Here is a 17,821-nt window from a genome sequence, read left to right on the forward strand (position 1 = left end):
ACGAGTCTAGCAGCTAGCGGAACATGCTACTCACAGAACTATCTTCATGCACCCGCCAGATGGTCTCACCTAGTAGACTAGCCACGGATAAGACTCGCAGTTGGGGGAAATGACGCTCTGGGGGGATCGGGGTGGTATTGGTGACCAGCACCTCTTCGAACAGCCCCGTTACGGATAAACGCTCCACCGCAGGGGGGGAGAAAATGGCATGGGTTGCACAAGCATAAACCTGGCGAGCCCCTTCTTCTCGCAGTAGTTTGGCTCCAGCGGAGATGGTGCCTGCCGTGTCAATCATGTCATCCACTAAAACGGCCGTTTTCCCTTTGACATCACCGACCACATTCATCACTTCGGCCACATTATGGGCTTGGCGGCGTTTATCAATAATGGCTAATGGGGCATCATCTAGTTTCTTAGCGAAGGCACGGGCTCTAGCGACACCCCCCACATCAGGGGAAACAACCACTAGGTCAGGCAATTCTTTCCGGGCTAAGTAATCCAAGAGCACGGGAGACCCATAAACATGATCCACCGGAATATCAAAATAGCCTTGAATCTGAGCGGAGTGTAAATCCATCGCTAGAACGCGACTGGCTCCTGCTTGGGTAATTAAGTTGGCGACCAACTTGGCCGTAATGGATTCTCGACCGGCTGTCTTCCGATCGGCCCTTGAATATCCGTAGTAAGGCAGCACTGCCGTAATTTGCCTGGCAGAAGCCCGTCGACAGGCATCAATAATAATCAGCAACTCCATCAAATTGTCATTGACGGGGTGGCAGGTGGGTTGGATCAAATAGACATCACAACCCCGAATTGATTCTTGAATTTGGACATACAGTTCGCCATCAGCAAAGCGCTTGCGAACCATGGGGCCCAGATCAACGCCTAGGTAGCGGGCCACTTCTTGGGCCAGGGAAACATTGGCAGAACCGGAGAAGATTTTCAGCCGATTATTCTCAGCAACCAGAGGCAGAGGAGGTTGCAGAGTTAGAGTTGCAGGACGGATCACTACGAGTCCCCAAAACACATTCTAGGCAATCTTAGCATCCCAAATTGCCCTTAGTACGGTTGAAAATTGTGAGTTTTAATTAAATTCCTCCGAGGGATCCTAATATCCCTCAAGTACTAGGTAAAAAAGCTTAGGAACGACCTGGACGGCGCTTTTGTAGGAAATCGGGGATATCGAGATTTCCCCCTCGTGTGGGAGGTCGCTGAGTGACGGTTTTGGGGGCTGCTTTTTGCTGTTGGGTGGGCGCGGCGGCTTTTGCTTTGGGTTTTGCTTCTGATTTACGAGGTGGAGTCCCGGCATCGCTGGAAAAACCCGTGGCAATCACGGTCATTTTGATCTCACCTTGAAGGGACTCATCAATGACGGCACCGAAGATAATATTGGCACTGGCATCGACGACTTCGTAGATGGTTTCGGCTGCGGTATTCACCTCATGAAGGGATAAATCATGGCCACCGGTAATATTAAAGACCACTCCTTTCGCTCCTCGAATTGAGGCATCTAATAGGGGAGAATCAATGGCTGCGATCGCAGCTTCCTTTGCCCGAGATTTACCCGATCCCACACCAATGCCCATCATGGCTGAGCCTGCATCTGCCATGATCGCTTTGACGTCTGCAAAGTCCACATTCACCAAGCCGGGGACGTTAATAATATCGGAAATACCCTGAACACCTTGCCGAAGAACATCATCTGCAGTCTGAAAGGCTTCCTGCACAGGGGTTTGTTCAGCAATGACCGACAGAATCTTATCGTTGGGGATCATAATGAGTGTGTCAACCCGAGTTTGCAAGGCAGCGATGCCTTCCTCAGCTTGATGGCTGCGACGCCGTCCCTCAAACGTAAAGGGACGAGTAACTACCCCTACAGTGAGTGCTCCCATCTCTTTGGCAATTTCAGCAATAATGGGGGCCGCACCGGTTCCAGTACCCCCTCCCATGCCGCAAGTAATAAAGACTAGATCAGAACCGGCTAGGGCTGCAGCAATATCATCGCGAGATTCTTCTGCTGCTTTTTGGCCAATGGCAGGGTTGCCGCCTGCCCCGAGACCACGGGTGAGCTTTTGGCCCACCTGAAGACGCTTTGCTGCAGAGGATTGAGTTAAGGATTGGGCGTCGGTATTAATCGACCAGAATTCCACCCCTGAGACGTTACTGGCGATCATGCGATTAACGGCATTCCCGCCACCGCCGCCAACCCCAATCACTTTAATGGTGGCTGCACCATGTCGAACAATATTGTCGTCTTCCATACTCACATCCTTACGGGGTGCAGATGGGGGAGCGCTATCTTCAAAGTCAAAAATATTCTCTAAACTATCCTGAGACGCTGCGTCAGAACTTTCCCCCGTTCCCCCTAATTGATCCACAGGCCCACCATTCAGGCGGTCGTCATTTTCATTCATGAATAGGGAATCTGTAAAGGTTTGATCTGCAGGCGCCATTTTGACTAGTTATGAACAGCAAAAAAAGGATGGGCAATCTTCGTTACTCAACTATAGGACAAGTTCCTCCAAAAACCAATTGAGCGATATTGGCTGTAAACCTCTTGATTCTGACGGGTAAAAACCCGTTTCACTAGGTTTTAGAAAAACAGAAGTTTTTCTTAAGGTTAAGGACTGGGTTGGGGTTGCTTCCGTAATTCTAGAACGGGACTTTCAGGATTCTGGATGTCAATGTAAACAATCTGCTTCGGATCGACAGATTTAGGCAAGGTTCGCATTTCATCTAAGGCCTGAAGTTGCCGATCAAAATTGTCACTAAATGGACCAATATGAATCTGGCCCAATTTGGTTTGCAACATCAGTTTATTGGGGTTTTCCCAATTGAGATGTTTAATCTGAACGGGACTCGTCTCCATTGAGGCGTACATCTGCAGCCATTGTTGTTGTTTTTGACGGTCAATGGAAACAAGTTGCGTCGCTGAATCGACAGGGGAATTGTCTGAAGTGTCCTCATTGGCTTCAGGTTGTAAATAGCCTTTTAAGGTGAGTTTGGGAAGTTGATGGGGTTTTTCCAGTTTGGGATAACTATCAGCGGGTAGAACGACGCCCCGCTGATCTAATAACCAAACATTGGCCGGCCCCAAGGTGGTGGAATCAGCTTGACCAGGCTTTAGGACGAGGGTGCATCCTTTACATTCCGTCATGGCCACCGGGGGTAATTCTCGCACGACCACATTGACCCTAGGAGGAAACAGCTTCCGCGTCACAATCACATGGCTAACATGGGCGTTGTTTTTCAACTGAGCAATCAAGGTTTGAGGCTGAAAGCGAATTAGAGAAGTCGGAAATTGTAGCACCATCAGGTGTTCCAGGGTCTGGCTGTCGATGGCTTCATTCCCCGTTAGGGTGACTTGATTCGATTGTTGAATTTGCCATTCAGGTTGGCAGACTGCCCATCCCAATCCTACCGTCATGCCTAAGATGATCAATGTCCGCCAAGCACCGCGCCGAAAATTTTGTTTGCGCTGGCGAATGAGCTGCTGCTGTCGATCTCTGATATTGACGATTTGAGGTTCGGGGGTTGAATCAGTCATGTTGCTCAAAGATTAGAGGGGCTGGACTTTTGAAGATATCGATGATCTTCGGAATCATTGGATGAAACGAATGTTTAGGGCATCTTTTCAATTAAAAACTGCCTGATTCGTGCTGGCAAGAGCATAACGATTATGGTGGGGATTCGCTAGGCTCTCTGACTTCGCTAAGCTAGAGGTCCGGGGTCGATGCCCGTTTGTAGTTGATGTATTGCAGCGAGCGGGAAAGATACAAATATCCCGCTATCAGGTCCACTTCATGGTTCTTATTCGCATTCCTAAGCCTTGGCAGAACGAATCGCAGCCGATCACTTCAGAAACGGCTTATTGGCATCGGCGACGATTTCTAAAAAATATGATTGGCTTTGGCATTGGTGCAACCGTCTTTCCCAGCATTAGCTGCTCTCGGTCAGATAGCGAGATTGAGCCGGACCTCCAGGCAACGTTACCTCAAGGCCAGCTTCCTAATGTCAAACGGTCTCCCATCTATTCTGGACAGGGATTGACGGTGACGCCTGAGGCGAAAACGAGTCGCTATAACAATTTCTATGAATTTGGCGGGACAAAAGATATTTGGCAAGCGGCTCAAGCACTGCCGACGGATCCTTGGAAGTTGGAGGTGACGGGGCTGGTGAATCGGCCTCAGACCTATGATTTGGATGATTTGACCCAGAAATTCCCCCTAGAGGAACGGATCTACCGATTTAGATGTGTAGAAGCTTGGGCCATGGTGGTGCCGTGGCTGGGATTCCCGATGCGATCGCTAATACAAGACGTCGATCCCAAGTCCAATGCCAAGTTTGTGCGCTTTACCTCTTACTACGATCCGCAGATTACCCCTGGTCCCGGTGGCTTTACGGATTCCAGTGGATTGCCCTGGCCTTACACCGAAAGCTTGCGGATTGATGAAATGGCCCATGACTTAGCCTTTTTTGCGGTGGGGATTTATGGCCATCTGCTCCCCAAACAGCATGGCGCACCGATCCGAATGGTCACTCCCTGGAAATATGGATTCAAGGGGGCAAAATCCATTGTCAAAATTGAGTTTATGAACTTTCAGCCTCCCACCTTTTGGAATACCCTAGCGCCAGATGAATATGGGTTTGAAGCGAATGTTAACCCGAATATTCCCCATCCTCGTTGGTCCCAAGCCGAAGAGCGTTTGATTGGCACCGGGGTGCATCCAGCGGTGTGGAAACGACAGCCCACGTTAATTTATAACGGCTACCCGGAAGTGGCTCCATTATATGGAGGCGTCTTGAACTAATTCCTGCAACATCTGGCGTAAGGACTGTCGCCAGTGAGGGGCCGGTTTGCCCAGAATAGGGGTGATTTTGCTGTTGCTCAAAACGGAGTAGGCAGGTCTTGGGGCAGGTAGCGGATATTCCGGCGTGGTAATGGGGATAACCCGTTCGATTTGAAGGGGAACACCCAGGGCTTGGGCTTCAGCAAAGATAGCAACGGCGAAATCATACCAGCTGGCGACCCCACGGTTGGTGAAATGGTAGGTGCCATACAGGTCTGCTTGGGTGGCCGGATCTGAGGTGGACCAGTGGTGAATCAGGGTTGCGATCGCATCTCCAATCTCCTTGGCCCATGTGGGCGCACCAACTTGATCATCCACAACCCGCACTTCTGATCGCTCCCTGCCGAGTCGCAACATCGTTTTCACAAAATTACCTTTGCCTTGGGTACCGTAAACCCAGGCCGTCCTTAAAATAATATGCTGATTCCAGATATGGCGAATGCCCTCTTCCCCTTGCCATTTTGAATGACCATAGACACTTTGAGGATTAGGAGAATCGGATTCAGTATAAGGATGGCTTTGAGTCCCATCAAACACATAGTCGGTCGAAATATGGACGAGTAAAGCCCCCACAGTCTTAGCGATGTCGGCTAAGACTGTGGGGGCTTTTTGATTTACTGTATGAGCTAATTCAACCTCTGACTCAGCCTGGTCAACCGCCGTATAAGCTGCGGCATTAACGATAATGTCTGGTTGAACGGGTAGGATCGCTTTGTGTAATTGTTCAGGGACAGCCAGATCGGCCGCCTCTTTTCCCACAGCAATCAGTTCACCCATCGTTGGCAACGTTTTTTGTAATTCTTGGCCTAATTGTCCTTGTGCACCAAGCAGAAGAATACGGGACTTTGCCATGGGGAATTCCTATCGTGCACTAACACGGATCCTATCTTGTCCAAAGAGTAGATATCTATTAGCCACTTCAAAGAAGAAGGTACAGATCCAAATCACTACGTGATATTTCTCTACCACAGTAGTATGTGAATGAAAGGTGCTGGAGCTGATGTTACTTCAGATCGTTCATCCCCATACACAGCGCAAGAAAAATTGCTCCCCAGGGTAGTCTAGGACTACCATTGCTGGCCCAATTATGACTACGGTTGCTTATCTGATTAATCAATACCCCAAGGTCAGTCATAGCTTTATTCGCCGTGAAATTTTGGCCTTAGAAGCCCAGGGGTTGAATATTCGCCGTTATTCCATTCGTCCCTGTCCTGATCAGCTCATCGATCCCGATGATGTGGCAGAGCTAGATAAGACTCAAGTCCTGCTGTCCGTTGGCGTCTTGGGGCTTGTTTTAGCATTGATTTGGGTCATGTTTAGCCGCCCCCTTGCCTTTGTTAAAGCTCTGGGGTTAACCCTTAAGATTGGTTGGCATTCTGATCGTGGCTTGTGGCGGCACTTTATCTATTTAGCAGAAGCAAGTGTTTTCCTATTTTGGCTAGGCGTTGCAGGGGTTGACCATGTCCATGCCCACTTCGGCACGAACCCTGCTGCCGTTGCCATGTTGTGTCATGCCTTGGGTGGACCTTCCTATAGCTTTACGGTGCATGGTCCCGACGAATTTGATAAACCCCAGATTCTCCACTTAGCGACCAAGGTTGCCCATGCTGATTTTGTGGTGGCAGTTAGCTCCTTTGGCCAAAGCCAACTCTACCGTTGGAGTAACCCTCAACATTGGTCCAAAATTCACATCGTTCGCTGTGGTTTAGATCGATTATTTTTGCACCAACCTCCAACCGCGCTGCCAGAAACGCCTCATATCGTTTGCATTGGTCGTCTTTGTCCTGCAAAAGGGCAACTTTTGCTGGTTGAGGCTGTTTCCCAGTTAATCCAAGAGGGGGTCGAAATCAAGCTGACTTTGGTCGGAGATGGTGAATCCCGCGCTGCCATAGAATCCGCCATTGCCGCAGCACATTTAGAAAAGGTAGTTACCATCACAGGATGGGTGAGTAGTATCCATATTCGGAACTATTTACTAGGGGCCAAAGTTAAAGTTTTACCGAGCTTTGCAGAAGGTTTACCCGTGGTTTTAATGGAAGCTTTAGCTCTGAGACGTCCTGTAATTTCTACCTATATTGCAGGCATCCCTGAATTAGTAGAACCTAGTCATGGCTGGTTGATTCCAGCGGGCTCAGTTACAGCTTTAAAGGATGCGATTCAAGTTAGTTTAGCCACCAGTACGGCCCAACTCCAGGAAATGGGGCAAGTTGGGGCTGAACGGGTACTTGCGGATCACAACATCGAAACAGAGGTAGAGAAACTCTCTCAATTATTTGCAGCGAATCGGTCTTAGATTCTAAAACGCTCAGAAGTATCCACCCAGCTCTGGTTAGGCGGTTGAGGTTCGGAGTTTGTCGTTGAGCGCAACCACTGGATAAAATGCACGACCCCAACGGCGGTGACCGCTCCCAGCGCTAACCCAACCACCAACAGAATTCCAAAAAATTTCTGCATCGTTCGTTGGTTATCTGCTACCGCCCGACGACTATCTTCTGATAATTCAGCTAAATCTCGTTCCAGATCAGTGTTCGTTCGGTGTTGAGTTGACAGTAAAGACTCAAATTCGTCTGGCGGTTGGAAAGGCTGGGGACTCATCACCTAGCTCCCTAGATAGTGCTTGTCAGACTACAGAAGCTGCTTCTAGAAAAATTCGCTTTACTTCTGTGTGGGATTCTCGGATTTTGCGCTCAATACGGCGGGTAGCCGCTTCGATTTCATCGGAAGAGAGGTCATCCCTAAATTCGATGTTCATGGCCAACATTATATCTTGGGGACCAAAGTGGAGGGTGATGGGGGACTCCATGCGAGTGACGGCATCATCCGATTTAACAATTTGTTTGATGCTTTCGCGGGTTTCTGGTGAAGCACTTTCACCAATGAGTAAGCCTTTGGTTTCAATAACCAGCACAACGGCAACCACGGTTAGCAATAGCCCGATGATAATGGAGGCAATACTGTCGTAGATAGAATTGCCCTTCAGTTCGGTCATAAATACGCCGATAAAGGCCACCCCTAGACCAATCAACGCAGCACAGTCTTCAAAAATAACAATAAACGAGCTTGGATCTTTGCTGTTGCTTAAGGTTTTCCAGAAACTATTGGAGGTTTTCGGGGTGGATTTATTAAACTCACGAATCGAGACGAATAAAGCGATTCCCTCAAATACAGCGGAGGCGGCCAAGACGATATAGCTGAGCCTAGGATCGTGGGCCGGGGCCTGCACTTGCATGCTCGTAATGCCTTCAAAAATGGAAAGGCCTCCGCCTAAGGCAAAGATTAAAACAGCAACGATCAAAGACCAGAAATAAAGCTCTTGTCCATAACCCAAGGGATGCTGTTCATCTGGCCCCGTTTCACTCTTATGAAGACCGTAAAGCAATAGCACTTCATTGGTGGAATCCACCACAGAATGAATCCCTTCCGATAGCATGGCTGAGCTGCCGCTAATTCCGGCACCGATAAACTTAGCGATGCCAATGGCAATATTGGCAGCCATGGCTGCATAGATTGAAACCTTAGATGAATGCGCGTTAGACATAAAAGTGAAGTTGAGTCGCTAGTTCCGTTTGAAGGGTGGGCCATGGTGGAAGATAGTCTGCAAGCTTCCACAGCCCTAAAAATGGTTTTTCCCATCACCGAGATGGGTCACTAACAATAGTGCCCTGGCTTGCCCCACTTTTCCACTCTTATACAGATTCTAAGGTTAGTTTTGATACTATTTTTGACTCAGTTTTTGGGTATTGGTAACCAAACTTTGGGCAAATGAATCTAACCGTTCGGCTAGTTTGTCATCCATTAATTTGCCGTCTTCATCAAAAGCCCGCCAAGCTTGACCAATGGCAATTTGTTCTGGAATGACCCATGCGTGAACCCACCGCATAATTAGTCGCATTTCGTTAAGGGCATTGCTATTGGGCTGTCCCCCCAAAACACTGATTAATCCAGTGACTTTGCCGCCCAGTTCTGTAAACCCCATTAAGTCCAGGGCATTCTTAATCACCCCACTGACACTGCCATGATATTCCGGGGTGGCCAAGATTAAACCGTCGGCTGCAGTGACGACCTCTTGCAGGACATGAACGTCTGGAAACTCTGAATAGTCTTTGCCCCCATCACAAAAGGGCAGAGTCATGGTTCTCAGATCCAAGATTTGAATATCAGCCCCCAGGGCTTGAACTCGCTCGGCTGCTAGTTCTAAGGCCATCATGCTGTAAGAAGCGGTTCTGAGGCTACCGCCAATGCCAACAATTTTGGTCATGGGTATTTCACTCACAGAGGATTACTCAGAGTGTAACGAAACTGATACTGGGTTGGTTTTTCTTGCCGTGATCGGGGGAAATGGGTCCTCCTATGGTGCTGTGGGAGGTAAGACCCCATCTTAGGCTAGGGAGGGTGGTGTGGGTCACCGACAGGTGGGGGGAAGGGATGCGTTGATAGGAGATGATATTTAGGAAAAAGACACGGTGGGGGAAATGAACGGCCCATGCTGATATTGCTGAGGTCTGAGAGATTCAGTTGCAGTAGTTAAGGATAATTTTCTGTGAGATGGGAAAAGGAAGGAAAAGAAGACTTGGTATGGCGATTCTGCTGACGATGTTTAGTGTTTCATACCCAACTCAGCTGATGGCGTTGCCAGCAGATCTCGCCCAAGAGTCCGTTGCTTTGAGCAAGATGCTGAGTGATGGATATGCCAAATTCTACCCTGAGCACTCTCAAGTGGTTGAAATCCCTGGCTATCCATCTTTAGGGTTCAAGTCAGGGGTTGCTGTTTTGATGAGTATGGGAGGTTGGGCGGGTGGCAATACCAATACCCAATATGTTGCTGTCTATGGCATCAATGAAGACCTGAGGCTGGGCAAAGCCCCCAATAAATATCGCCTCATTTCCTTTAAGAGAGTCGGAGGCAAAGGTGATCGTCTATTTACAACCTTGAGGCATGAAAATCAGGCTCTGGTTCTATCTGGTTTTGGCTATGGTGATAGTGATGGCTTGTGCTGCCCAAGTCTGCCCATCAACTTAATTCTTACCATTGGTGATCGTGGTGATCTGAGAGAATCTCTCAATTCCGCTTCGCAGTAAATTTCAATATCCAAACGAACAATAGGCTTGGTATTTAGTAACGCCAAAAAATCTGCATAGGCAAAAAGTGCTCATCCATGATTTGGAATAATTGGTGGATAGAAAGAAGGCCAAGATAAAACCGTTATCACACGTAAATCGGGTTTCATCACTATGGAAATAACATTCATTCTGGTTTTGGTCGTGCCAGTAGTTTTCATGATAAAGTCCGTGGTCATTTGCAAATATACGGAACGAGTAGTGATTTTTCGAGGAAAGAAACCGCACCGTGCAGAAGGTCCCGGCCTAGTTCTGATCATCCCTGTTTTAGAGCGAGCGATACGGGTTAACATCAACGGTTTTTCGGATCAGCTCAGCAAGATCTCCCCTGAAGAATTACTCAAAAGGTTAGTGGAAGAAATAAAGTATCAGTGAATCTCTTCAATAGCCTTAACCCAGAGGATTAATAGGGCTGATTCACATGCGCTAGCGAGAGAATAGAATGAAAGTGCAATGGGAAGGAAGTCCTTGTGATGGTCTTGGCTCGAATAGTGACGATGATCGGTATCCTACTGGGTGTGGTTGCGGTCCTGATCCAAAATCAAAGTCCAACTTTGGCGCTGGTGTTTTTGGGAATGAGATCGCAACCCCTACCTTTGGGACTTTGGATTGCTGCAGCCGTTGTGATCGGTGCTCTCCTCAGCCTTGGTTTATTTGCCATTCTCTCTGCGACCTCTGCCCCCTCTCGCAAGGCGAGACGTCGTTCCTCAGCCCAACGGTCTCCCTTTAAGCGTCCGGCTAAACCAAAAACAGAACGGGAGAGCTACTCTTCTGGGTATTCAGATTGGGATGAACCCGTTGCGACGGAGTGGAATACTCAACCCGCTGATTCCTTCTTTGACGATGAGCCGGACTACTATGACGATCCGGTTGACTATCCCGAAGAGGATGACTATGACGATCCAACCCCTCCTTGGGAAAAACGGGACTCGGCCTATTCCTATAGCTATCGCGATCCTGAATTTGCCCAGCAGAGCAGTCAGCGAGAATCCGTCTTTGATGCGGAATATCGCGTGATCAAACCACCCCAACGACCGGAAGCGGATGACAACTGGGATGAGTTTGATGATTCGTTTCGAGAAGACTAAATGTCTGACCTGTCACGGGTGATGCCAGGAAATCTGCCCCATGTTTTGCTGGTGATCGATCAACCCGAGGTGTCTCAGCGCTTGCGTGATACGTTTCTAGCCCAGGGTTTTAATGTCATGGTGGTTGGGGATGCAGGGGATGCGATCGCACAATGCAAAACCCAAGCACCCACATTAGCCATGATTGATCAGCAGATTTCGGAACAATCGGGGGTACAGCTCTGTCGTCAGTTGAGAGCTGAGGGGGTTAGAATTCCCCTGATACTCTTGATGGATAAAGATACCCTGGAAGACCGAATCGCCTGCTTAGAGGCTGGGGCGGATGATTATGTCCTGAGCCCCTATACGGGAGACATGCTGTTGCAGCGGGTGAATCTGTATCTTCAATCAGAGTCTGGTTTACCAACGACAGTCCTCAGCTTTCAAGATCTACAGCTCGATTTAGCTACCCGTCGTGCTCAACGGAGAAGCAGAACCATAGAACTGACCATGAAAGAATTTGAGCTGTTGAGATATCTAATGGAGCATCCTCGGGAAACATTAACCCGTGAGCAAATTTTAGAACATGTTTGGGGATTCGATTTTCGGGGGGAGTCGAATGTGATTGAAGTCTACATCCGCTATTTGCGGCTCAAGGTGCAGGTCGCCCCTGAAAAACGTCTTATTCATACTGTTCGTGGAGTTGGATATGTCCTCCGAGAAGCCTAATCAACATCGAATATTACACCTGTTTGGCCTAATTGCTGGGGTCCTGATGCTGGGGTGTCAACCCCTGAACCAAGCGACAGAGGCAACAACTCCCCAACCCAAACCCTCCGTAGCGGTAGCTGCTACCCCTGGGCAACGGTTACCCATAACGGCCCAAGCCCAAATCAAAGACTACGTGGTGGAATTGGAAGTTGCCCAAACTCGCCAGCAGCAAGCGACGGGATTAATGAGCCGAGACAGTTTGGCCGATAATCGTGGCATGTTATTTCCATTCAGCCCCCCTCAAACTGTCAGCTTTTGGATGAAAAATGTCCTAATTGATTTGGATATGATTTTTTTGCGCCAGGGGAAGGTCATTGCCATTCAACATAGTGCTCCACCCTGTCAATCCATTCCTTGTCCCACCTATGGACCTCAAGGCGAAATCATTGATCAAGTGATTGAGCTTCGGGGGGGAAGAGCAGCTGAGCTTGGGATTCAGACAGGCGATCTCATCCCGATTCAGCCTGTTTCCCCTGAATCGTAAAATTTTGCAGAATAGCCCCAAAATCTGGTGATTGTAACTTGACGGTTGGCAAGCATGCTCGTCAGGATGATACAAGTATTGAAACTGATTTAAATTTTTTTCATACCTATTTATTTTTCATACCTGTTTTTTATAGGTATAAAGTCACCCTTTATTGCTAACCTGTGAATCTTTTATGACCTCTCCTATTGCTCCTGTTCATGATCTATCTGAACAGCTATCCTCCCCGATTGCACATCGATTCCAGGCTGCAATTCATGCTGGAGAGTTTTTAGTGACCGCAGAGGTGATGCCTCCTAAAGGTGGTTCTATCCAGCATATGCTGGACCAGGCCCTCCACCTCAAAGATTGGGTTCATGCAGTTAATATTACTGACGGTAGTCGAGCAGTTCTCAGAATGAGCTCTTTAGCCGTTGCTGCTATCTTGCGACAGCACGGAATTGAACCGATTTGTCAGATGGCCTGCCGCGATCGCAACCGGATTGCCCTCCAAGCGGATCTGATGGGAGCCCATGCCTTGGGGATTCACAACATCCTGGCCCTGACGGGAGATCCCATCAAGGCAGGAGATTTCCCTAAAGCAAAAGGGGTATTCGATCTAGAGTCCGTCCGCTTGCTGAATATCATTCGCCAGCTCAATAATGGCCTGGATGGGAATGAAAAGCCCCTCCCTGATGGCCCAACCCAGCTCTTAGTGGGTGCCGCTGTTGATCCGCAATTGGCAAGCTGGTCAGGGCTACAAAGCAGATTTGAGAAGAAAGTAATGGCGGGAGCTGAATTTTTCCAAAGTCAATTGATCGTTGACTTTGATCGCCTGGAAAAATTTATGACAGAAATTGCTGCGCCTGCCAAAAAACCAATATTGGCCGGTATTTTTCTACTTAAATCCGCAAAGAATGCCCAATTTATTAATAGGTGTGTTCCTGGGGTTAATATCCCTGACGCTATCATCAACCGTTTGGACAAAGCCACCGATCCACTGCAAGAAGGAATTGCGATCGCAGCTGAGCAAGTCCAACAGGCCCGTCAACTCTGCCAGGGGGTCCATATGATGGCGGTCCGTCGAGAAGACTTAATTCCCCAAATACTGGAGCAGGCAGGCGTTACACCTGTAAGAAAAACTCAAACCATCTCATAGATTTTCAATTTTCCTGTCTGTGGTTATGGGAACCAAACGATAGTTCACCTTTGAAGTCACCCTTGCCATTCTTAAGATGCTGGAGGGGCTAATTCTTCAGTATCAACGGGGCGGACAATAGCTTCCGTCTCCTGTCCATCAGTCTGAAAAATACCAGCCAGTCCTTGGTCTAGGGTTTTGGCCATCACAATTTTGTTTTCATAAACGACGATCACCCTGGCCAGAATCGGTACGCTATTTTCTTCTGCTTCTAGATATAACGGCTCCACATAAAGCAGCGAGTCTTCAATGGGAATAATCAGTAAATTTCCCTGAATCACCCGTGACCCCTGTCGATTCCAGAGAGAAATTCGTTGAGAAATAACAGGATCCTGATTGATCAGCGCTTCAATTTGTTCTGGGCCAAAAATGAGTTCTCGTTTAGGGAATTGGTAGAGCAGCCGTTTGCCATAGTTTTCACCATCAGACCGGGCTGCTAACCAGGCAATCAAGTTGTTCCTGCGAACTGGGGTAAAGGGATAGAGCAAAATAAATTCTTCTTTATCTGCCTCTGGCAACTTCATCGTTAGGTAATAGGGCTTAACCAGCTGACTTTTCTCACCATAAATTTCATTGGGGACCCGCCATTGATCCTCCCGGTTATAAAACACCTGGGGGTCGGTCATATGGTAGGTGAGCAGGCTTTGGGATTGGGCTCGAAATAGATCCGTGGGGTAGCGGGTATGGCTGCGCAGACTGGGGGGCATAGCCGCTAAAGGCTGAAACATTTGGGGGAAAATTTCCCGCCAGGTTTTGAGGATAGGATCGTTGAGATCGACACTGTAGAAGGTTACTGAGCCATTGTAGGCATCCACCACCACTTTGACGGAATTGCGGATGTAGTTAAAACTTTCTTTGCCTGGATCGGAATAGGGGTAATGATTGCTAACGGTATAGGCATCAATCACCCAGAATAAAGTGCCAGGAACTGCGGGTTTATTGGTACGGTTGAAGGCTTCCACCTCCACATTGGCTGTCACCAAATAGGGATTGCTATCAAACCGCAAAAAGGGAGCCAGCTCTTCTACGCGTTCTTTAATTTGGCGGCGAAATAGGACTTCAGTTTGAGGGGTGAAATTCTGGGTAAACAGCATCTGCCAATCCCTCAAGTAGAGAGAAAATAGCCCTCGCCGCCACCAAGATCCAATCGCCACACCTCCGGTGCCGTCATAGGTGTTGTAGCGATTATCATTGCCGCTGGGATAGTCCAGTTCCTGTACCTTGGTGCGGGTCATCACGTAGGTATTAGTCAGTTCCCCAAAATAGATTCGGGGCACATTGATAGGAATGCTGGCAGCGATGTCTGAGGTTGCCGTTTGTAAGGTCCCTTCGTTATTTCCCGCACCAATATCTTTAACAAAGTAAGTGGGTAAACCACTGGTCTCAGCCGTATTCACAGGACTGAGGGTAAAGCCGTAACCGTGGGTATAGATCAGACGCTGGTTAATCCAAGTCTGGGCTTCGGGAGGGACATTGCCATAATCCAGCTCACGAGCTGCCACCAGCACCTGGCGTTTTTCGGTGCTCGATGGGGGCGCAGTGCTTTCTTCGTCTGGGTTGGCAGGCCGGGATGTTTTAAGGGTGTAGCGATCCACATCGGCGCTGGGAAACTCATAGTAGAGGCGAATGCGCTGGAGCTGTCGATTGGCCTCTAGTAGCGGTCGGGTATCCCATAGGCGAATATTGCGCAATGTAGAATCATTGGCCTTGAGCTTGGCGGGGGTTAAGTCGGCTTTGGGCTGGAAAGTTTTGGTCTCAATATTGTCGAGGTCAAAGGCCGCTCTGGTCAGTTGAATACTTTTTTCGATATAGGATTCTTCTCGGGCCAGCTCGTTGGGTTGAACCACCAGGGCCTGGACCCCTCGGGGCAAAATCAAACCTGCCACAACGGCAATGCCGATATAAAAACTGAGAATCCAGGAGAGTTTAACCGGACGCCGAGCCGGACGAGAAAACACCGCTCGCCCAAAAAAGACGACCGCAATGGTGGCTGCGCCAAAACAGAGAATTGTTTTGGTGGGTAAATCTACTGTAACGTCGGTATACCCGGCCCCATAGAGAATACCTTGGGTGGAATAGAGCAGGGAATAGCGGTCTAGCCAAAAGCCCCAAGCCAAGGATAAGGCGAGGGCACCTCCTAGGCCATAGAGGTGCTTTTTCTGAGGCAGACTGAATCCTGGGAAACGGCCTTGACTGAGACTATCGCCAGCTAAAAGGTAGGTGAAAGCGACGCTGATAAATCCGGTGAGAGTCACCCCCATCAGCCAAAATCGCAGCAGTTCCCAAAGGGGTAAAACAAAGACATAAAAGCCAATGTCATGGCCAAACAGCGGATCGATGTTTTTGAAAGGCGTAGCGTGCAGAAAGGCTAAAACGGTGGTCCAGTGGTTGGAGGCGACTAGCCCGAGTCCCAGGCTGAGACAAAGTGCGATCGCACCCAGTACAAATCCAGGATGCCAGAGTAAAAAAGCCGTGAAACCAGCGACTAGCAGCAGTTGCCAGGGCATCTGCAACCAATGTTTGAGCAGATCGGTCGTAGCAGAAAAAGTAAACTGCTGCAGATTCTGAGAACTGGACGTAGCAATTTCGGTGGGGGGATACCAAAACTGGATGATTACCTGACCAATATGGGTCAGCAGACTCGCCAACAACAGGCTTAGTCCCACTAATACCAGCAGTAATTGTGTCAGCTTAAGAGCACCGGGTTCAGTTTTGTCGATATCAACAGGTTGACGGTAGCGCCAGCGGCGGGCCAGGACTAAGTTGCCAACCAGATATCCTCCGGTACTGGCTAACGCTAAGACCCATAACCCCATTCTGACTGCGAGTTGGGTTTGAAAGACGGATAGATAGCCTAGATTTTTGAACCAGGCAAACTCAGCAATAAAATGAGCCAGCAGATCTAGACCAAATACCACTCCCAATGCGAGGAGTAGAGCTTTAACCAACCAACCAACAACCTTAGAGGACATTACAAGGAACCGCTCTTGGCATGTAACTTTCAAATCATAGAGGATTCATCCCAAATCGATGCATAGGATTCTTCGTCTAGGTCTTTAACTCGGTAAACTCAACACATCAGCAACTGAATGGTGGTGTCCTCGATGATAGTCATCGGCATTCAGAGACTGCACCAGATCTGCAAAGGTGAGATGAAAACATTCCAATCCGCCACAAAGCCAATCAATATAGTCTGGCCATTGGTCTGTGGCATTGATATCTGTTTCGGGAAGAGGGCAATAGATGACACATTCGGAGACCAGATTTTCCCAGTTCAGGGCAAATCCCAGTTCGGATTCAATCTGTTCCTGTTGCGCAGCGAGTAACTCGTAATGGGCTTGGGCATCTTCATCAAATAACCGCAGCTCAATGGCTAGAGATGTATGCTCTCGATTCAAATGGGCAGAGAGCAAAAATCCCGCTCTTCCAATGGCAAAATCAATATGATCATCCGGAGGTGGAGCAACGGCTTTGACCACACTGCCCCGTTGTTCTAGCTGATCGCAGAGTTCCGACCAAAACGCGACATGCTGTTCTTGTTCTGCTGTTAATGGCTCCGGTTCTGGCTCCTCCTGCTCTGGCTCAGGATCAGGCAATGCTTCGGCTTGTTGTTCGAGCTGACTCTCTAGATCCAACTCGGTGGGGTCATCTGGGGCATCTTCAGTCGATTCTTCCGCTGGTGAGACCAGATTAAACTGGGCAGCCATTGCGGTTTTGCCAATTTGCCATAGCTCGATTTCTACGCCCCAAAATTGCAGGGAGGGTTGGGCATGTTGATTGAGCCAGTTGAGCAGTTTGAGATGTTCTGCCGAAAACTGACTGGCAATCCAAATAATGCCTGCTGCACTAATGTCGGCCCCTTCCGTCAGTAGCTGCCCGAAATGCTGCTCATCGGTGGGGCAAAGCTGACTGCCAATCAAGATCCAGTTTTTGGTGCCCGCCTGCCGACAGAGCAAATCCCCTTGGCGATCGCACATTTGCTGCGCATCTAAAACCACTTCCAAAGACAAGCCAATGGCTTCCCCCAAAAGCTGCATATTCTCCTCATGGCATAGCCAGGGCGCAAAATCCTCAGTGGCGGACTGCCAATATTGGGTGACATCGACTTTCTCTAGACGACCCAAATTGGGCTTGGAGGGGTGCTTGGGAGACATGGGTATCGCTCTAACGATTTATCCTCCCCGACTGTCAAATCACATCAAGGAGGAAACGGGCTTAATATTCAATAGCTTAACGGGTATAGAGTCCCTCGGATCAGCCAAATCAACGGCAATATCTAACTTGGGGACGTACCTCAAAATACAGTACCAACTTCAAATCCCTAATGTACATTCCAGACTTATCGGATTCGTTG

Annotated in this window: 16 protein-coding genes; 7 read left to right on the plus strand and 9 right to left on the minus strand. The window is 48.7% G+C overall.

Going from position 1 to position 17,821, the window contains the following annotated elements:
* Positions 1–13: 13 nt before the first annotated feature.
* The 3 genes from ON05_RS24185 to ON05_RS24195 all read right to left on the minus strand — a co-directional run bounded on the left by ON05_RS24185 (position 14) and on the right by ON05_RS24195 (position 3,547).
* Complete coding sequence (locus ON05_RS24185) at positions 14–1,009, minus strand: ribose-phosphate pyrophosphokinase (protein WP_010468589.1); 996 nt, start codon at positions 1,007–1,009, stop codon at positions 14–16.
* Positions 1,010–1,139: 130 nt separating this feature from the next.
* Positions 1,140–2,414 carry a cell division protein FtsZ gene (gene ftsZ, locus ON05_RS24190; protein WP_071826329.1) on the minus strand — a complete coding sequence of 425 codons (1,275 nt, stop codon included), beginning with the start codon at positions 2,412–2,414 and terminating at the stop codon, positions 1,140–1,142.
* Between the two features lie 206 nt (positions 2,415–2,620).
* Positions 2,621–3,547 (minus strand): cell division protein FtsQ/DivIB, encoded by a 927-nt coding sequence (locus tag ON05_RS24195; protein WP_010468587.1) that lies wholly within the window; start codon positions 3,545–3,547, stop codon positions 2,621–2,623.
* 256 nt (positions 3,548–3,803) lie between these two features.
* On the opposite strand from ON05_RS24195, the gene msrP reads away from it, so the two are divergent.
* Positions 3,804–4,811, plus strand: coding sequence for a protein-methionine-sulfoxide reductase catalytic subunit MsrP (gene msrP, locus ON05_RS24200; protein ID WP_010468585.1), 1,008 nt, complete (start codon positions 3,804–3,806; stop codon positions 4,809–4,811).
* On the opposite strand, the gene rfbD is transcribed toward msrP, so the two are convergent.
* The gene (gene rfbD, locus ON05_RS24205) at positions 4,788–5,702 is read right to left on the minus strand and encodes a dTDP-4-dehydrorhamnose reductase (RefSeq protein ID WP_010468583.1); all 915 of its coding nucleotides are present in this window, start codon (positions 5,700–5,702) and stop codon (positions 4,788–4,790) included. The two genes, msrP and rfbD, sit on opposite strands and share 24 nt — an antisense overlap.
* Positions 5,703–5,937: 235 nt before the next feature.
* Between rfbD and ON05_RS24210 the strand changes: the two genes are divergently transcribed.
* Complete coding sequence (locus tag ON05_RS24210; protein ID WP_010468581.1) at positions 5,938–7,143, plus strand: glycosyltransferase; 1,206 nt, start codon at positions 5,938–5,940, stop codon at positions 7,141–7,143.
* Here the strand turns inward: ON05_RS24210 and ON05_RS24215 are convergent.
* The 3 genes from ON05_RS24215 to ON05_RS24225 form a co-directional block, all read right to left on the minus strand.
* Complete coding sequence (locus tag ON05_RS24215) at positions 7,140–7,445, minus strand: hypothetical protein (protein WP_010468579.1); 306 nt, start codon at positions 7,443–7,445, stop codon at positions 7,140–7,142. The two genes, ON05_RS24210 and ON05_RS24215, sit on opposite strands and share 4 nt — an antisense overlap.
* Before the next feature lie 25 nt (positions 7,446–7,470).
* On the minus strand, positions 7,471–8,388 hold the full coding sequence (locus ON05_RS24220) for a cation diffusion facilitator family transporter (protein WP_029314954.1): 918 nt from the start codon (positions 8,386–8,388) through the stop codon (positions 7,471–7,473).
* 177 nt (positions 8,389–8,565) lie between these two features.
* Positions 8,566–9,108, minus strand: coding sequence for an NADPH-dependent FMN reductase (locus tag ON05_RS24225; protein WP_010468575.1), 543 nt, complete (start codon positions 9,106–9,108; stop codon positions 8,566–8,568).
* Positions 9,109–9,425: 317 nt separating this feature from the next.
* Here ON05_RS24225 and ON05_RS24230 point away from each other — a divergent pair, with 317 nt between their 5' ends.
* The 5 genes from ON05_RS24230 (at position 9,426) to ON05_RS24250 (ending at position 13,428) form a co-directional block, all read left to right on the plus strand.
* On the plus strand, positions 9,426–9,929 hold the full coding sequence (locus ON05_RS24230; RefSeq protein WP_010468573.1) for a hypothetical protein: 504 nt from the start codon (positions 9,426–9,428) through the stop codon (positions 9,927–9,929).
* A gap of 512 nt (positions 9,930–10,441) precedes the next feature.
* Positions 10,442–11,056 carry a hypothetical protein gene (locus ON05_RS24235; protein ID WP_010468568.1) on the plus strand — a complete coding sequence of 205 codons (615 nt, stop codon included), beginning with the start codon at positions 10,442–10,444 and terminating at the stop codon, positions 11,054–11,056.
* The gene (nblR, locus tag ON05_RS24240) at positions 11,057–11,764 is read left to right on the plus strand and encodes a response regulator transcription factor NblR (protein WP_010468566.1); all 708 of its coding nucleotides are present in this window, start codon (positions 11,057–11,059) and stop codon (positions 11,762–11,764) included. It abuts the gene before it with no gap.
* Positions 11,745–12,290, plus strand: a complete 546-nt coding sequence (locus tag ON05_RS24245; RefSeq protein ID WP_010468564.1) for a DUF192 domain-containing protein — start codon at positions 11,745–11,747, stop codon at positions 12,288–12,290. Before nblR ends, ON05_RS24245 begins: the two co-directional genes overlap by 20 nt.
* A gap of 175 nt (positions 12,291–12,465) precedes the next feature.
* Positions 12,466–13,428 carry a methylenetetrahydrofolate reductase gene (locus tag ON05_RS24250; protein ID WP_039778657.1) on the plus strand — a complete coding sequence of 321 codons (963 nt, stop codon included), beginning with the start codon at positions 12,466–12,468 and terminating at the stop codon, positions 13,426–13,428.
* 71 nt (positions 13,429–13,499) lie between these two features.
* Here ON05_RS24250 and ON05_RS24255 read toward each other — a convergent pair whose 3' ends face one another.
* Both ON05_RS24255 and ON05_RS24260 read right to left on the minus strand, forming a co-directional pair.
* On the minus strand, positions 13,500–16,439 hold the full coding sequence (locus tag ON05_RS24255) for a UPF0182 family protein (RefSeq protein WP_010468561.1): 2,940 nt from the start codon (positions 16,437–16,439) through the stop codon (positions 13,500–13,502).
* 84 nt (positions 16,440–16,523) lie between these two features.
* A complete protein-coding gene (locus ON05_RS24260) occupies positions 16,524–17,621 on the minus strand; it encodes a DUF4268 domain-containing protein (RefSeq protein WP_010468559.1) in 1,098 nt (365 codons plus the stop codon).
* Between the last annotated feature and the right edge of the window lie 200 nt (positions 17,622–17,821).

This window comes from Acaryochloris sp. CCMEE 5410, from assembly GCF_000238775.2.
Taxonomy (GTDB): Bacteria; Cyanobacteriota; Cyanobacteriia; order Thermosynechococcales; family Thermosynechococcaceae; genus Acaryochloris.

Bases quoted from the DNA above. Each gene is read 5' to 3' on its own strand.
- ftsZ (WP_071826329.1), bottom strand. From the start codon at position 2,414: ATGAATGAAAATGACGACCGCCTGAATGGTGGGCCTGTGGATCAATTA.
- ON05_RS24195 (WP_010468587.1), bottom strand. From the start codon at position 3,547: ATGACTGATTCAACCCCCGAACCTCAAATCGTCAATATCAGAGATCGA.
- msrP (WP_010468585.1), top strand. From the start codon at position 3,804: ATGGTTCTTATTCGCATTCCTAAGCCTTGGCAGAACGAATCGCAGCCG.
- rfbD (WP_010468583.1), bottom strand. From the start codon at position 5,702: ATGGCAAAGTCCCGTATTCTTCTGCTTGGTGCACAAGGACAATTAGGC.
- ON05_RS24210 (WP_010468581.1), top strand. From the start codon at position 5,938: ATGACTACGGTTGCTTATCTGATTAATCAATACCCCAAGGTCAGTCAT.
- ON05_RS24215 (WP_010468579.1), bottom strand. From the start codon at position 7,445: ATGAGTCCCCAGCCTTTCCAACCGCCAGACGAATTTGAGTCTTTACTG.
- ON05_RS24220 (WP_029314954.1), bottom strand. From the start codon at position 8,388: ATGTCTAACGCGCATTCATCTAAGGTTTCAATCTATGCAGCCATGGCT.
- ON05_RS24225 (WP_010468575.1), bottom strand. From the start codon at position 9,108: ATGACCAAAATTGTTGGCATTGGCGGTAGCCTCAGAACCGCTTCTTAC.
- ON05_RS24230 (WP_010468573.1), top strand. From the start codon at position 9,426: ATGGCGATTCTGCTGACGATGTTTAGTGTTTCATACCCAACTCAGCTG.
- ON05_RS24235 (WP_010468568.1), top strand. From the start codon at position 10,442: ATGGTCTTGGCTCGAATAGTGACGATGATCGGTATCCTACTGGGTGTG.
- nblR (WP_010468566.1), top strand. From the start codon at position 11,057: ATGTCTGACCTGTCACGGGTGATGCCAGGAAATCTGCCCCATGTTTTG.
- ON05_RS24245 (WP_010468564.1), top strand. From the start codon at position 11,745: ATGTCCTCCGAGAAGCCTAATCAACATCGAATATTACACCTGTTTGGC.
- ON05_RS24250 (WP_039778657.1), top strand. From the start codon at position 12,466: ATGACCTCTCCTATTGCTCCTGTTCATGATCTATCTGAACAGCTATCC.
- ON05_RS24255 (WP_010468561.1), bottom strand. From the start codon at position 16,439: ATGTCCTCTAAGGTTGTTGGTTGGTTGGTTAAAGCTCTACTCCTCGCA.
- ON05_RS24260 (WP_010468559.1), bottom strand. From the start codon at position 17,621: ATGTCTCCCAAGCACCCCTCCAAGCCCAATTTGGGTCGTCTAGAGAAA.